Origin of the sequence: Pseudomonas kairouanensis (assembly GCF_004682055.1) — a bacterium.
Classification (GTDB): Bacteria; Pseudomonadota; Gammaproteobacteria; order Pseudomonadales; family Pseudomonadaceae; genus Aquipseudomonas; species Aquipseudomonas kairouanensis.
On record NZ_QUZU01000052.1, the window covers coordinates 1 to 15,092 of the forward strand.

Annotated in this window: 10 protein-coding genes; 5 read left to right on the forward strand and 5 right to left on the reverse strand. The window is 61.4% G+C overall.

Features of this window, described 5'->3' with window-relative positions:
• A partial coding sequence (locus DYL59_RS27290) for an acyl-CoA dehydrogenase N-terminal domain-containing protein (protein ID WP_135291936.1) occupies positions 1 to 241 on the reverse strand: 241 nt, incomplete at its 3' end.
• A gap of 231 nt (positions 242 to 472) precedes the next feature.
• The gene (gene putA / locus DYL59_RS27295) at positions 473 to 4,426 is read right to left on the reverse strand and encodes a trifunctional transcriptional regulator/proline dehydrogenase/L-glutamate gamma-semialdehyde dehydrogenase (RefSeq protein WP_135291937.1); all 3,954 of its coding nucleotides are present in this window, start codon (positions 4,424 to 4,426) and stop codon (positions 473 to 475) included.
• 120 nt (positions 4,427 to 4,546) lie between these two features.
• Here putA and DYL59_RS31470 point away from each other — a divergent pair, with 120 nt between their 5' ends.
• The 4 genes from DYL59_RS31470 (at position 4,547) to DYL59_RS27310 (ending at position 9,114) form a co-directional block, all read left to right on the forward strand.
• Positions 4,547 to 4,765: a hypothetical protein gene (locus DYL59_RS31470; protein ID WP_167496724.1), complete on the forward strand. Its 219-nt coding sequence runs from the start codon at positions 4,547 to 4,549 to the stop codon at positions 4,763 to 4,765.
• Positions 4,766 to 4,886: 121 nt separating this feature from the next.
• The gene (putP, locus tag DYL59_RS27300; protein WP_135291938.1) at positions 4,887 to 6,371 is read left to right on the forward strand and encodes a sodium/proline symporter PutP; all 1,485 of its coding nucleotides are present in this window, start codon (positions 4,887 to 4,889) and stop codon (positions 6,369 to 6,371) included.
• Positions 6,372 to 6,574: 203 nt separating this feature from the next.
• Entirely contained in the window at positions 6,575 to 8,404 is a 1,830-nt protein-coding gene (locus DYL59_RS27305) for a type VI secretion system Vgr family protein (RefSeq protein WP_135291939.1), read from the forward strand.
• Positions 8,405 to 8,430: 26 nt separating this feature from the next.
• Entirely contained in the window at positions 8,431 to 9,114 is a 684-nt protein-coding gene (locus tag DYL59_RS27310; RefSeq protein ID WP_135291940.1) for a DUF4123 domain-containing protein, read from the forward strand.
• Here the strand turns inward: DYL59_RS27310 and DYL59_RS27315 are convergent.
• Positions 9,100 to 10,377, reverse strand: coding sequence for an O-acetylhomoserine aminocarboxypropyltransferase/cysteine synthase family protein (locus DYL59_RS27315; protein WP_135291941.1), 1,278 nt, complete (start codon positions 10,375 to 10,377; stop codon positions 9,100 to 9,102). The two genes, DYL59_RS27310 and DYL59_RS27315, sit on opposite strands and share 15 nt — an antisense overlap.
• A 175-nt stretch (positions 10,378 to 10,552) precedes the next feature.
• Between DYL59_RS27315 and DYL59_RS27320 the strand changes: the two genes are divergently transcribed.
• Positions 10,553 to 11,389 (forward strand): 23S rRNA (adenine(2030)-N(6))-methyltransferase RlmJ, encoded by an 837-nt coding sequence (locus DYL59_RS27320; protein WP_016975658.1) that lies wholly within the window; start codon positions 10,553 to 10,555, stop codon positions 11,387 to 11,389.
• Between the two features lie 137 nt (positions 11,390 to 11,526).
• On the opposite strand, the gene msrA is transcribed toward DYL59_RS27320, so the two are convergent.
• Entirely contained in the window at positions 11,527 to 12,174 is a 648-nt protein-coding gene (gene msrA / locus DYL59_RS27325) for a peptide-methionine (S)-S-oxide reductase MsrA (RefSeq protein WP_135291942.1), read from the reverse strand.
• Between the two features lie 72 nt (positions 12,175 to 12,246).
• Complete coding sequence (locus tag DYL59_RS27330; protein WP_135291943.1) at positions 12,247 to 14,940, reverse strand: putative bifunctional diguanylate cyclase/phosphodiesterase; 2,694 nt, start codon at positions 14,938 to 14,940, stop codon at positions 12,247 to 12,249.
• Between the last annotated feature and the right edge of the window lie 152 nt (positions 14,941 to 15,092).

Genomic DNA, 15,092 nt, shown 5'->3' on the forward strand with positions numbered 1-15,092 from the left:
CCGGTTTAACTTCCGGAATCAGGATGGCCTTGCCGTCCTCGTAGCGCGGTTCGTTTTCGTCGTTCTTGCGGTTATGGGGAGCAAAGTACTTTTCGGCGATGTTGCGTGCCGTGCTGATGGCCGCATCGAAGGTCTCGCGATTGTGCTCGGCAAACCGCTCGCGCTGGGTCAGGCCTTCGGCATCGAGGACTTCGTACAGCTCGAAAGCCAGATTGCGGGAACTGAGCAGCGTCTCGGACATGGCGGCTTACCTATTGAGGAGTTGGCCTGAGTCTAAGTGTGCGAATGGAGGGTGGATAGCAAGATTGATCTGGGTGATAAAGGGGCAAAACGCGGATAGGGGAGAGAAACGCGGTCCAAATGTGGGAGCGGGCTTGCTCGCGAAAGCGGTGGGTCAGTCAACTCATTCGGTGACTGACCCTGTGCATTCGCGAGCAAGCCCGCTCCCACATTTTTGACCGCGTTGTATCAATTAGCCGATGGTCATCAGGCTGGCGTTACCACCCGCCGCAGCAGTGTTAACGCTCAACGCCCGCTCAATCACCAGACGCTCCAGGGCAATTGCTGTTTCGCCTTGGGACAAGCCGTGTACGCCAACAATCGCACCACCACGCTGTGCCACTTGTTGGCACACCGCACGCAATTGGTCGGAATCACCGTGGTGTAGCACTGCGTCGAACACCACTTCGTCCTTGGTCCAGTCAGCCACGCGCTTGATCTTCGCCTGAATCTCTTTAGGCAGGCGTGGGAACAAGGCTTTGGTCAGGTCAGTTTCCGGCCATACCGCTGAACCACCTACGGCCAGTACCGCTGCCAGTTGAGTCAACAGATCGCCTTCTACTTCCGCCAGGCACAACACATGCTCGCGAGGCAGGATGGCGTAGCTGTTGCGCTCGCCGGTCGGGCCCGCCAACTGGCGAGTGATACCGCTTTGCGATTGCGCGGCGAACTGGCTGCACAGGGCGCTCAGGTCGCTGAACTTATTGCTGTCGGCCCAGGTTTTCAGGGCAGTCAGCGGTTGGCTCATGGCGTCACGCAGGCGTACATCTGGTGCCGCCAGGGCATCGCCACGTACGAAGGACTGCTCGATAGCATCCGTAGGACGAGTCGACAGCAAACGGTACAGGTACAGCGGGCCACCGGCTTTCGGCCCAGTACCCGACAGGCCTTCGCCGCCGAACGGTTGCACGCCAACGACTGCGCCGACGATATTACGGTTCACATACACGTTACCGGCATTGACGTTGTCGATCACCTTGGCGATGGTCTCGTCGATGCGGGTGTGCACGCCCAGGGTCAGGCCATAGCCCGATGCGTTGATCTGGCCGATCAGTTGGTCGATTTCTTTGCGCTTGTAGCGCACCACATGCAGCACCGGGCCGAAGATCTCGCGTTGCAGTTCGTCGAAGCTTTCCAGTTCGATCAGGGTGGGCATCACAAAGGTGCCGCGTTTGATCTCTTCGCCGTCGGCAATCGCCACCTGGTACACAGTGCGGCCTTTGTCGCGCATGGCCTGGATGTGCTTCTCGATACCAGCCTTGGCTTCGGCGTCGATCACCGGGCCGATGTCTACCGACAGGCGCTCCGGGTTGCCCAGGCGGCATTCCGCCATGGCACCCTTGAGCATTTCGATCACACGGTCTGCCGAGTCTTCCTGCAAGCACAGTACGCGCAGGGCCGAGCAACGTTGGCCGGCACTGTCGAAGGCCGAGGACACCACATCGATGACCACTTGTTCGGTGAGTGCCGAGGAATCGACGATCATCGCGTTCTGGCCACCGGTTTCGGCGATCAGCGGGATCGGACGGCCCTGGGTATCCAGGCGGCCAGCGACATTGCGTTGCAGCAGGCGCGCCACTTCGGTGGAACCGGTGAACATCACACCTTTGACGCGTTCATCGCCAACAAGACGCGCGCCGACGCTTTCGCCCTGACCCGGCAGCAGTTGCAGCACGCCTTCGGGAATACCGGCTTCCAGCAGGATGCGCACGGCTTGTGCGGCCACCAGCGGGGTTTGCTCGGCAGGCTTGGCCAGTACCGGGTTGCCGGCGGCCAATGCGGCAGCGACTTGGCCGCTGAAAATCGCCAGCGGGAAGTTCCACGGGCTGATGCACACCACCGGGCCCAGTGGGCGGTGGGCGTCGTTGGTGAAGTCGTTGCGTGCCTGCACCGCGTAGTAGCGCAGGAAATCCACGGCTTCACGCACTTCGGCGATGGCGTTGGCGAAGGTCTTGCCGGCTTCGCGGGCCAGCAGGCCCATCAAAGGTTGGATCTCGCTTTCCATCAGGTCGGCGGCGCGCTCCAGGATCGCGGCGCGCTCGGCGGGCGGGGTGGCCTGCCAGATCGGGCCGGCGCTGATGGCGCACTGGATGGCGTTGTCGACGTCTTCGATGGTGGCTTCTTGTACGTGGCCAACCACGTCACGCAGGTCGGACGGGTTCAGCACTGGCGCTGCAGCTTGCTCGCTGGAGGCGCAACCGAGCATCGGCGCGGCTTTCCAGTTGTTATGGGCCGTGGCCAGCAAGGCGCAGGACAGCGACGCCAGGCGGTGTTCGTTGGCCAGGTCGATACCGGCCGAGTTGGCGCGCTCGCTGCCGTACAGGTCACGCGGCAAGGGGATGCGCGGGTGCGGCAGGCCGAAACCGCCTTCCTGGGTGGCCATTTGCTCGATGCTGGCCACTGGATCAGCCACCAGTTCCTGAATGGAAATGGACTGGTCGGCAATACGGTTGACGAACGAAGTGTTCGCGCCGTTTTCCAGCAAGCGACGCACCAGGTAAGCCAGCAGTGTTTCGTGGGTGCCGACCGGCGCGTACACACGGCACGGACGGTTCAGTTTGCCTTCGGAAACCTTGCCTACAACCTGCTCGTACAGCGGTTCACCCATGCCGTGCAGGCACTGGAACTCGTACTGGCCGGGGTAATAGTTCTGACCGGCAATATGGTAGATGGCCGACAGGGTATGGGCGTTGTGGGTAGCGAACTGCGGGTAGATGACTTCCGGCACCGACAGCAGTTTGCGTGCACAGGCGATGTAGGAAACGTCGGTGTACACCTTGCGGGTATACACCGGGTAGCCTTCCAGGCCTTCGACCTGGGCGCGCTTGATCTCGCTGTCCCAGTACGCGCCTTTTACCAGGCGGATCATCAGGCGATGGCGGCTGCGGCGCGCCAGGTCGATGACGTAGTCGATCACATACGGGCAACGCTTCTGGTAAGCCTGGATCACAAAACCGATGCCGTTCCAGCCGGTCAGTTGCGGCTCGAAGCACAGGCGCTCCAGCAGGTCCAGGGACAGCTCCAGGCGGTCGGCTTCTTCGGCATCGATGTTCAGGCCGATGTCGTATTGCTTGGCCAGCAGGGTCAGGGACAGCAGGCGCGGGTACAGCTCGTCCATCACACGCTCGTACTGCGCACGGCTGTAACGCGGGTGCAGTGCCGAGAGCTTGATGGAGATGCCCGGGCCTTCATAGATCCCACGGCCGTGGGAGGCTTTGCCGATGGAATGGATAGCTTGTTCGTACGAGGCCAGGTATTTCTGGGCGTCGTGTTCGGTGAGTGCGGCTTCACCGAGCATGTCGTAGGAATAGCGGAAACCCTTGGCTTCGAACTTGCTGGCGTTGGCCAGGGCTTCGGCGATGGTTTCGCCGGTGACGAACTGCTCGCCCATCAGGCGCATGGCCATGTCGACGCCCTTGCGGATCATCGGCTCGCCGCTCTTGCCGATGATGCGGCTCAGGGAGGAGGTAAGGCCTGCTTCGTTATGGGTGGCGACCAGCTTGCCGGTCAGCAGCAGGCCCCAGGTGGCGGCGTTGACGAACAGCGACGGGCTGTTGCCCAGGTGCGGATGCCAGTTGCCGGTGCTGATCTTGTCGCGGATCAGCGCGTCGCGTGTGCCCTTGTCCGGGATGCGCAGCAGCGCTTCGGCCAGGCACATCAGCGCTACGCCTTCCTGGGACGACAGGGAAAACTCTTGCAACAGGCCCTGAACAATACCGGCACGGCCGCCGGCACTCTTCTGGTTGCGCAGTTTTTCGGCGATGGTGGCGGCCAGCTTGTTGGTGGCTTCGGCCATCGGGGCTGGTAGGCGGGCCTGTTCGATCAGCATTGGCACCACTTCCGGCTCTGGGCGGCGGTAAGCAGCGGTGATCGAAGCTCGCAGTACCGATTGCGGCAGGATGCTCTCGGCGAACTCCAGGAAGCACTGGTGAGCGTGATCGGTCTGGACCTCGCCTGCGTCATCAGCGTCTTTGGTGCTCGAACCGTTCAGCTCGGTAAGGGTTGCACCACCCTCAAGTTTCTCCAGGTAATTGAAAATCGCCTGCTTGATCAGCCAGTGCGGCGTGCGATCAATGGAGGTCGCGGCAGCCTTAAGGCGTTCGCGGGTCGGGTCGTCGAGTTTGACCCCAAGGGTGGTCGTCGCCATTTTCTTATCCTCATGGGTGCCACTACCGAGTGGCATCAGCTGGCGGCAAGATTAGCTTTGCGCTGACAGAGGTGCAACCGGGTGCAACCCTTTTTATGCATGAAATTTTCGAAGGGTTGCATGAAAAAAAAGCACCCTCGACCGAATGCGCTTCAGGGTGGTGCATTTGCTTCTGAGATCGGCTGTTCTTGCTCCGAAAAGGAGCAAAAACGCGGTGTTTTCCGTATTTGGCACCAGGGTGCAACTTATTCTCAAGAAACTGGTTGCACCTTATTTGCTTTGTTGAATAGCATTCGCGGCCAAGGTGCAACCACTTCGAAGGTTTGGTTCATCGGCTGACGGCTTTCCTGGGGAAACGTCAGTCATAAATGCGCGGCACGCAGTAACGTCTACCTACTTTCAGTGGGTGGCCGTCTGACAGACCGCCGCTACATAAAAACAAAGCCAGGGCGTCACTCATATGAGCGTTAGTAATCCAACCCTGATCACGTTCGTGATCTACATCGCAGCAATGGTGCTGATTGGCTTCATGGCCTATCGCTCCACCAACAACCTTTCCGATTACATCCTCGGCGGTCGCAGCCTGGGTAGCGTGGTTACCGCCTTGTCGGCCGGTGCCTCGGATATGAGCGGCTGGTTGCTGATGGGCCTGCCGGGCGCCATCTACATGTCTGGCCTGTCGGAAAGCTGGATCGCCATCGGCCTGATCGTCGGTGCCTACCTCAACTGGCTGTTCGTGGCCGGTCGCCTGCGGGTGCAGACCGAACACAACGGCGACGCCCTGACCCTGCCGGACTACTTCTCCAGCCGCTTCGAAGATAAAAGCGGCTTGCTGCGGATCATCTCTGCGGTGGTGATCCTGGTGTTCTTCACCATCTACTGCGCCTCCGGCATCGTGGCCGGTGCCCGTCTGTTCGAAAGCACCTTCGGCATGTCCTACGAGACTGCGCTGTGGGCCGGTGCTGCCGCGACTATTGCCTACACCTTCGTCGGTGGTTTCCTGGCAGTGAGCTGGACCGATACCGTACAAGCCACCCTGATGATCTTTGCGTTGATCCTTACGCCGATCATCGTGCTGCTGGCTACCGGTGGCGTTGATACCACCTTCCTGGCCATCGAAGCGAAGAACCCCGACAACTTCAACATGCTGAAAAACACCACCTTCATCGGCATCATTTCGCTGATGGGCTGGGGCCTGGGTTACTTCGGCCAACCGCATATCCTGGCGCGCTTCATGGCGGCGGATTCGGTAAAGTCGATTGCCAAGGCACGTCGCATCTCCATGACCTGGATGATCCTGTGCCTGGGCGGCACCGTGGCGGTGGGCTTCTTCGGTATCGCTTACTTCTCGGCGCACCCGGAAGTCGCGGGCCCGGTCAACGAGAACCACGAGCGTGTGTTCATCGAACTGGCCAAGCTGCTGTTCAACCCATGGATCGCTGGCGTACTGCTGTCGGCCATCCTGGCAGCGGTCATGAGCACCTTGAGCTGCCAATTGCTGGTGTGCTCCAGTGCCCTGACCGAAGACTTCTACAAAACCTTCCTGCGCAAGAACGCCTCCCAGGTTGAACTGGTGTGGGTAGGCCGCCTGATGGTGTTGCTGGTCGCGCTGATCGCCATCGCCATGGCCGCCAACCCGGAAAACCGCGTACTGGGCCTGGTGAGCTACGCCTGGGCAGGTTTTGGCGCCGCGTTCGGCCCTGTGGTGCTGATCTCGGTGATCTGGAAAGGCATGACCCGCAACGGCGCCCTTGCCGGCATCCTGGTGGGAGCCATCACCGTGATCGTGTGGAAACACTTCGAACTGCTGGGCCTGTACGAAATCATCCCAGGCTTTATCTTCGCCAGCCTCGCGATCTACTTCGTGAGCAAGATGGGCGCACCGACTGCAGGTATGGTCGAGCGTTTTGATGCGGCGGAGAAGGACTACAACCTCAACAAGTGATTTGTCAGGTGCCTGGCGCCCGATGAATTGAAAGAAAGGCCCGCACCTTATGGATGGCGGGCTTTTTTTACGTGTAATTTGAGCCGCTTGGAAGACCCGCCAGGCGCCTTGGCGTAGGTTTTTACTGATTTACAGGGGGCGTGCACTGCCTGGGCGAGCAGTGATGCAGAATCCCTCGCTCACCCTTCGCAGAGAAACACCGGATGTTCGCTCCTGCCAATCAAAGCGCCTTCAACCTGACCCTGCATGGCGTTGACAACGACCTGAGGGTCCTCGGTTTCAACGGCACCGAAGCGCTCAGCCAACCCTACTGTTTTGATCTTGAATTGGTCAGCGAGCAATCCGGACTCGACCTGGACAGCCTCCTGCACCAGCAAGCCTACCTGGCCTTCGATGATCAGGGGCACGGTGTTCACGGGTTGGTGTACCGAGTCGCGCAGGGGGATTGCGGCCGGCGGTTGACGCGCTATCGGCTCAGCCTTGTACCGCAGCTTGCCTACCTGGAACACAGCAGCCACCAGCGTATTTTCCAGCACCAGACGGTGCCGCAAATCATTGCGCAGGTGCTGGTGGGGCAGGGTATCCAGCGTGATTGTTTCGTGTTCCGGCTCAGCGGCACCTATCCCGAGCGCGAGTATTGCGTGCAGTTTGGCGAGAGTGATCTGGCGTTCATCCAGCGGCTGTGTGCCGAGCTGGGCATTCACTATCACTTCCAGCATTCGACCGAGCAGCACCTGTTGGTATTTGGTGATGATCAAACCGTATTCCCTCAGGCTGACCAGCCTACCCCCTATACCCCTGGCTCCGGGATGGTGGCGGATACGCCGGCGATCAAGCGCTTTGCAGTGCAGGTGGAAACCCGCACGACGGCCGTGAACCTGCGTGATTACGATTTGCGCAAGCCGGGCCTAGCGTTGGAAAGCGCGGTGTCCGGCGAGCAGGCGCCCCACCTCGAAGTGCAGCATTACCCCGGCCACTTCAGCGACAGGGCCCATGGCAAATACCTCGCTCAGCGCAGTTTGGAGCGCCACCGCAGCGGCTACCGCGTCGCGCGGGGCAGCGGCGATGAGCCGGCATTGGCCAGTGGACGTTTCCTCAAGCTGGCCGGCCACTCGCGTGAAGAGTGGAACGATTTGTGGTTGGTGACCCAGGTCACCCACGAGGGCAAGCAACCCCAGGTGTTGGAGGAGGCAGTGACCGAAGTGGCCGCTGGGGATTTTCGCCAGGGCTACCGCAATGAATTTACTGCAACGCCCTGGGATGTGGTTTTTCGTCCGCCCCTGCCTGAGCCACGCTCGAACATGGCGGGCTATCAGAACGCCGTGGTCACCGGCCCTGCCGACAGTGAAATCCACTGCGACGAATTCGGGCGGGTCAAGGTGCAACTGGCCTGGGACCGCAGTGGCGAGCACAACGAGCATTCCAGTTGCTGGCTGCGGGTCGCCAGCGGCTGGGCCCATGACCGTTATGGCGTGGTGCTGATCCCGCGAGTCGGTATGGAGGTGCTGGTGGGCTTCGTCAATGGTGATAGGGACATGCCCGTGGTGGTGGGCTGCCTGCCCAACGCCTCTACGCCCGTACCCCTCGACCTTCCGGCAGACAAGACCCGCAGTGTTTTTCGCAGCCAAAGCAGCCCCGGTGGCGGTGGCTACAACGAACTGCGTATCGAAGACCGCAAGGGCGCCGAGGAAATCTACCTGCATGCCCAGCGCGACTGGACCCAGCATGTGTTGAACGACCAGAAGGTGACGGTAGGCCGAGCCATTCAGATTGGCGCCGGGCAAAGCGTGGTGATCGATGCGGGCGCCAGCGTGATGATCCAGGCCGGTGGGCACTCTATTTCCATTTCGGCCGCCGGGATTTTCAGCAGCGTGCCGATCGAGCTCGGCGGTGCGCCTGCGCCCTTGATACCCGGTTTGACCGAGACGTTGCTGGCCCCCCTGAGCCGCTTGCAAGTGGCCACCTTCAAGCGCAGCGCGCCGTTTTGCGAAGAGTGTGAACGCTGCAAGAACGGCCTTTGCAAGATCGCCTGATTGTCACTTTAAAAGGACTTACGTCGATGCTTGAACCCTTGTTGGCTGGTGAGAAGATCTTTGTTGTCCTGGGGGCTGCCAGCGACGCCAAGCCATTGGACGCTTGGAGAGCCCATGCCGCTGGGGCGCCGCTGCAACCTGTCTGGGCCGGCACGGCCTATGGGGAATGGGATGAGGTGATGCCCTACGTTGGCATCGTCGAGCCGGGCAGTGCTTTCCTCGATTGGGCCGCTTCCACCCAAGCGACGGATTGGGGGTGGCTGGCCGTATCGTCCTGCCCACTGGAAACCGTGATCGGGCACCTGCAAGGCTTGACCAAGGTCTACCTGCCCGACGGTCAGGATGTGTTTTTGCGCTTCTGGGACGGGATGCAGTTTTTGCCGATCATTGAGCAAACAGGGGGAGAGGTGCTGCCGGTGTTCCTGCGCTACCTGATCAATGGCCAGTCGCTGAGCGTCACAACAGGCCCCATCACCGCCGCGAAAACCAGCCCTTGGTGGCGGGTACCTGCGCCGTTGCTCCAGCAACTGGCTGGGCACTCCCCTCAGACCCTGATCGACAACCTGCTGCAATGGCTCGAAGAGCAGCGCCCCGACCTCTATAGCGCCTTCACGCCGACGACCTTGCAGCACAAGGTCGCCTACTTCGCGCGCGGCCCGGCCATCAGCGTTGAGGCGTTGGCCGACTACCTGGCCTCAGAGCTGAGTTGAACCCAGGGCCTGCTGCAAGTCCTCGATCAGGTCTTCAATCGCCTCGATGCCCACCGACAGGCGGATCATCTCCGGCTTCACCCCCGCCTTGGCTTGCTCTAGCTCGTTCATCTGCCGGTGGGTGGTGGATGCCGGGTGGCAAGCCAGGGACTTGGCGTCGCCGATGTTCACCAGACGCTTGAAAATTTGCAGCGCGTCATAAAAACGCACGCCCGCCTGGTAGCCGCCTTTCAAGCCGAAGGACAGGATTGCCGAGGGTTTGCCTTGCAGGTACTTGAGGGCCAATTCGTGGTGGGGATGATCCGGCAGGCCGGCGTAGCTCACCCACTGCACTTGCGCATGGCCTTGCAGGAACTGCGCGACCTTCAGGGCATTTTCGGTATGACGCTCCATGCGCAAGGCCAGGGTTTCCAGGCCTTGCAGCAGCAAAAAGGCGTTCATCGGCGCCAGCGCCGCGCCGGTATTGCGCAGTGGCACCGTACGGGCGCGGGCGATAAAGGCTGCCGGGCCGAATTTTTCGGTGTAGACCACGCCGTGATAGGCCGGCTCGGGGTTGTTGAGGCCGGGGAATTTCTCCGGGTAGTCGGTCCAGGGGAAGGTGCCGCTGTCGACAATCACGCCACCCAGGGAGTTGCCGTGGCCGCCGATGTATTTGGTCACCGAATGCACCACGATATCGGCGCCGAACTGGATCGGCTTGCACAGGATCGGCGTGGCCACGGTGTTGTCCACCATCAGCGGCACGCCGCGGGCATGGGCCACCTTGGCCAAGGCCTCCAGGTCGACGATATTGCCTGCCGGGTTGCCGATGCTTTCGCAGTACACCAGCTTGGTGTTGTCATCGATAAGCTCGGCAATAGCCTGGGCCGAGTCATCGCGGGCGAAGCGTACATCCACGCCGAAGCTGGGCAGCAAGTGCGCGAACAGGGTGTAGGTGCCGCCGTAAAGCTGCGGCGTGGTGACGATATTGTCGCCCGCCCGGGTGAGGGTCTGGATCGCGTAGTGGATCGCCGCGCTGCCGGCCGACACGGCCAGGGCTGCAATACCGCCTTCCAGCGCTGCGATGCGCTGCTCCAGCACATCGTTGGTGGGGTTCATGATGCGCGTGTAGATATTGCCCGGCACGTCCAGGTTGAACAGGTCGGCACCGTGCTGGGCGTTATCGAATTCGAAGGCGACGTTCTGGTAGATCGGCACGGCCACGGCCTTGGTGGTCGGGTCCGACTTGAAGCCGTGGTGCAGTGCGATGGTGGCGTCTTTCATGATTGTTATTGGCCTTCCCTGGAGAGTGGATCGCCACAATAAATCTGCTCCAACCCAGGCATTTAGATTTTTTTCAGGGTGTGGCCGGCATTTTGGGCATAAGCACCGCCCGGCACGCCGCACTGCACCAAAGCCTGCGTAAAAGGTAAACTTCGCCCCCTGCGCAGGAGCAACCATGAATTATCGTCACGCCTTTCACGCCGGCAACCACGCCGATGTCTTCAAACACCTGACCTTGACCCGCCTCATTGCCTTGATGTCGCGCAAGGAACAGCCGTTCGCCTACCTCGACACCCACGCCGGCATCGGTCTGTATGACCTGCAAGGCGACCAGGCCAACCGCACCGGTGAATACCTGGAAGGCATCGCGCGCCTGTGGGGCGAGAGCGACCTGCCGCCGCTGACCGCCGATTACATGCGCGTGCTGCACGAGATGAACCCGGACGGCCAGTTGCGCTACTACCCAGGCTCCCCGGAGCTGGCGCGCCGCCTTACCCGGCCCCAGGACCGTGTACTGCTCAACGAAAAGCACCCGGAAGACGGCGTGCTGCTCAAGGACAACATGAAGGGTGATCGCCGCGTCAAAGTGCACCTGGGCGAAGGCTGGCATGTGCCTCGCGCCTTGCTGCCGGTGCCGGAGAAGCGCGCACTGATGCTGATCGACCCGCCGTTCGAGAAGCTCGACGAGATGCAACGCTGCGCCGCCTCCCTCAAGGAAGCCGTGAGCCGCATGCGCCAGACCGTCGCCGCTATCTGGTACCCGGTGAAAGACCAGCGCATGTTGCGCCGTTTCTACCAGGACCTGGCCGGCACCGGTGCGCCGAAGCTGCTGCGCGTGGAGTTGCTGGTGCATCCGCTGGACACGCCGAACACCCTGACCGGCTCGGGCCTGGCGATTGCCAACCCGCCGTGGGGTTTGGAGGAGGAGTTGCGTGAGCTGCTGCCGTGGTTGTCCAAGAAACTTGGGCAAACCCAGGGTGGGTGGCAGATGGATTGGCTTATCGCGGAATAACCAACTCTAAAGCCGAACATAGAACCAAATGTGGGAGGGGGCTTGCCCCCGATAGCGGTGTGTCAGTCAGTACATCTGTAACTGATACATCGCCATCGGGGGCAAGCCCCCTCCCACATTTGTAACTGTGCCTGGCGTCAGATCGGGCAAGTCACGCCTGTACCACCAATGCCGCAATAGCCCTGCGGGTTCTTCGCCAGGTACTGCTGGTGATACGCCTCGGCAAAGTACACAGTCGGCGCTTCTTCGATTTCGGTGGTAATTGCACCCAAGCCGGCCTTGGTCAATTCGCCTTGATAGGCTTCGCCACTGGCCTGCGCCGCCGCCAATTGTTCCGGCGTGGTGGCATAGATCACCGAGCGATACTGGCTGCCAATGTCATTGCCCTGGCGCATGCCCTGGGTGGGGTTGTGCAGTTCCCAGAACATCTTCAGCAGGTCTTCGTATTTCACCTTGGCCTGGTCGTATACCACCAGCACCACTTCGCTGTGGCCGGTCAGGCCCGAGCAGACTTCTTCATAGGTCGGGTTCGGCGTAAAGCCGCCGGCATAGCCGACCACGGTGCTGACCACGCCGTCGCGCTGCCAGAACTTGCGCTCGGCGCCCCAGAAGCAGCCCAGGCCAAAGATCGCAAAGCCGACGTCATCCAGGAACGGGCCCAGCAGCGGGTTGCCGTTGACGAAGTGAGTCTCCGGCAGCGCCATCGGGGTTTCACGGCCAGGCAAAGCTTGTTCTGCAGTAGGAAGCACGTTTTTGTTCACCAGAATTTCCGAGCGTAAGACCATGATCAGTCCTCTCAGTCAGATTGAGTAATGTAAGAAGTCAGACCGCCAGTGTGCCCGAGTGTTACCGCACTGTCAGGCAATTGGCCCGCGCGGGTAGCGCTTGAGCATCTCCAGCAGCTCTGCGCCGGGGATAGGGCGGTCGAACAGGTAGCCCTGGCCCACGTCGCAACGGTGCCGGCGCAGGAACGCCAGTTGTTCGGCGGTCTCGATGCCTTCGGCCACCACCTTGAGCTTAAGGTTGTGGGCCATGGCGATCACCGCCGAGGTGATTTCCATGTCGTCCTGGTTATCCGGGATTTCGTGGATGAAGCTGCGATCGATCTTAATGATGTCGATGGGGAATTTTTTCAAGTAGCTCAGCGACGAATAACCGGTGCCGAAGTCGTCCATGGCCAGGGTCAGGCCAAAGCTCTTCAGCTGATCCAGCTGCAGGCGCGTGTCTTCAGTGGCTTCCAGCAGCAAGCCTTCGGTCAGCTCCAACTCCAGCAGGTTGGCCGGCAGGTCTTCTTCCTTGAGGATGGTGGCAATCGAGGCCACCAGGTCTGGGTCCGAGAACTGCTTGGGCGACAGGTTGATCGCCACCTGCAAATTGCCCATGCCGGCGGCGCTCAGTTGCTTGCTCATGCGGCAAGCCTGGCGCGCGATCCATTTGCCGATGGGGATGATCAAGCCGGTTTCTTCGGCCACGCTGATGAACTGGTCGGGGCGGATCATGCCCTTTTCCGGGTGGTTCCAGCGCAGCAGTGCTTCCATGCCCAGCAAACGACCGCTGCGCAGGCACAGCTTGGGCTGGTAGAACACGTCCAGCTCGTTTTGGGTGAGGGCGCGGCGCAGGTTGTTTTCCACGAACAGCTTGTAGCTGGCCTCGGCGTTCAGGGCCTCGGTGAATACCTGCACCTGATGTTTGCCGTTGGCCTTGGCCTTGTGCAGGGCCAGCCCGGCGTTACGCATCAGGGTCTGCGGGTCGCGGCCATGCAGCGGCGCGCAGGCCAGGCCCACGGAACCGGTAACGCTGATCAATTGGTTGTCGACGAACATCGGCTTGTCGAGGGTCGCCAACAGCTGGCAGGCGACTTGCTGGCCGGTCTCCAGGTCGGTGTCGTCCAGCAGCACGGCAAATTCGTTACTGGCAAACCGCGCCAGGCTGCCGCCGGTACTCAGGCTGTTGCGCAGGCGCCGAGCCAGGCTGATCAGCAGCTTGTCGCCGGTCTGGTGGCCGAGGCTGTCGTTGATGCGCTTGAAGTTGTCGATGTCCACCAGCAAAAGGCTGATGGGGCTGTCGCTGTCGCGGGCAAAGCGCTCGTCAAGGTTGCGGATGAACGCCGGGCGGTTGCCCAGGTTGGTCAGGTTGTCGGTGTACGCCAGGCGTTCGATGCGCTGCTGGGCCAGCTTGGTTTGGGTGATGTCTTCGTAGATACCGATGTAGTGGGTCAACTCACGGTTGTCGCCATACACCTTGGAAATCGACAACTGGCCCCAGTAGGGTTCCAGGTTTTTGCGCCGGCTCTTGAATTCGCCCTGCCAGCTGTTGCTCTTGGCCAGGCTGGACGGCGCGTCGAACAGCAACTCGCTGAGGTTTTCCAGCGCCGGCAGTTGGGCCAGGCGGTGGCCGTGGACTTCCTCAGCGGTGTACTGGGTGATCGCGGTAAAGCTTGGGTTGACGTACTCCACCACGCCGTCGCAATTGACCAGCAGAAAGGCGTTGGCGCTTTGTTCCACGGCGCGTTGGAACAGGTGCAGGGCGCTGGTGGCGGTGCGGCGGTTGTGGTTGTTGATCACTTGCGCGAACTGGTCCGCCAGCTCACCGGCAAAGGCAATCTCGTCGGCCTGCCACAGCCGCGTGGTGCCGATTTGCTCCAGGCAGAGTACGCCGACTACCTGGCCGTCGACGCGGATGCTGGCGTCGAGCAGGGCGTGAATATCCTTGCTGCGCAGTTCGTCAGCCAGCTCGCGGGTGCGCGGGTCGCGCAGCGCATTGGTGGCATCGATGGCGCGGCTGCTGTGCAGGGCTTCCAGGTAATCCGGAAACTCACTGGCGTCGATGGGCTCGGGCAGGTAGTGCTGCTGGTCGGCGCGGGTGTACGCGGCAATCGGCACCAGGCGTTGCTCTTCGAGGTGCCAGATGCGGGCGCTGTCGACCTGGTAGATATCGCAGGCGCTGCGGGTGATCAGCTCGGCGGCTTCCTGAAGCGAGTTGGGGGTGGTGTAGCGCTGGCGGGCCAGCAACAGGATCAACTCCTGCTGGGCGCGTACGCGTTCCAGGTGCTGCAGTTGTTCCTGCTGCGCGCGCTGGTTGAGCTCCAGGGCGATCTGCAGGCGGCTGTTCTGGCTCTCGAGGTCTGCCGTGGGGGCAGGGGGGGAGACTTCGCTGAACAGGCCGTCTACCACCATCAGGTAGCCGCGCAGGAGGTGGCGATTGTGTTGCTTATACGCCTCGCCGGTTTCCAGCACGCTCAGGGGGGCGTCGCCGGTATGCAGGGTGTAGCGCACTTGGTAGTGCGGGCTCTGGGTCAGCTGCTGTTGGATGGTGTCGTGCAGTTGATAGCGCGCCTGGGGCTCCATCAGGCTGGCGTAGGGCGTGCCGAGCAGGGCGCACAGCTCGACCGCCGGCAGGCCGAATTGGCGTTCGCAATTGGGGTCGAGGTACAGCAAGGCCCAGCTTGCCTCATTAAGCCGCTCGAAACGCAGCATACCGAGGCGCGAAGGCACCGGTAACTGCGTCACTACCTCGGCCGCCATACGGGCGACATCGGGTTGGCTTTTCATGGGGGAGACTCACTTGAAAGAACGCGCACGGCGCCGGGCTCACGCCCTCTTTTCTGCTGCCTGGCGCAAGGTTGCATCATGCGGCGCGGGCTGACAAGAGAGGATGAAGGCTAAGTGCTATAAGGGGGTTATCGGCCGCGCGAGGGGTTTCT

Bases quoted from the DNA above. Each gene is read 5' to 3' on its own strand.
- putA (WP_135291937.1), bottom strand. From the start codon at position 4,426: ATGGCGACGACCACCCTTGGGGTCAAACTCGACGACCCGACCCGCGAA.
- DYL59_RS31470 (WP_167496724.1), top strand. From the start codon at position 4,547: ATGAAAAAAAAGCACCCTCGACCGAATGCGCTTCAGGGTGGTGCATTT.
- putP (WP_135291938.1), top strand. From the start codon at position 4,887: ATGAGCGTTAGTAATCCAACCCTGATCACGTTCGTGATCTACATCGCA.
- DYL59_RS27305 (WP_135291939.1), top strand. From the start codon at position 6,575: ATGTTCGCTCCTGCCAATCAAAGCGCCTTCAACCTGACCCTGCATGGC.
- DYL59_RS27310 (WP_135291940.1), top strand. From the start codon at position 8,431: ATGCTTGAACCCTTGTTGGCTGGTGAGAAGATCTTTGTTGTCCTGGGG.
- DYL59_RS27315 (WP_135291941.1), bottom strand. From the start codon at position 10,377: ATGAAAGACGCCACCATCGCACTGCACCACGGCTTCAAGTCGGACCCG.
- DYL59_RS27320 (WP_016975658.1), top strand. From the start codon at position 10,553: ATGAATTATCGTCACGCCTTTCACGCCGGCAACCACGCCGATGTCTTC.
- msrA (WP_135291942.1), bottom strand. From the start codon at position 12,174: ATGGTCTTACGCTCGGAAATTCTGGTGAACAAAAACGTGCTTCCTACT.
- DYL59_RS27330 (WP_135291943.1), bottom strand. From the start codon at position 14,940: ATGAAAAGCCAACCCGATGTCGCCCGTATGGCGGCCGAGGTAGTGACG.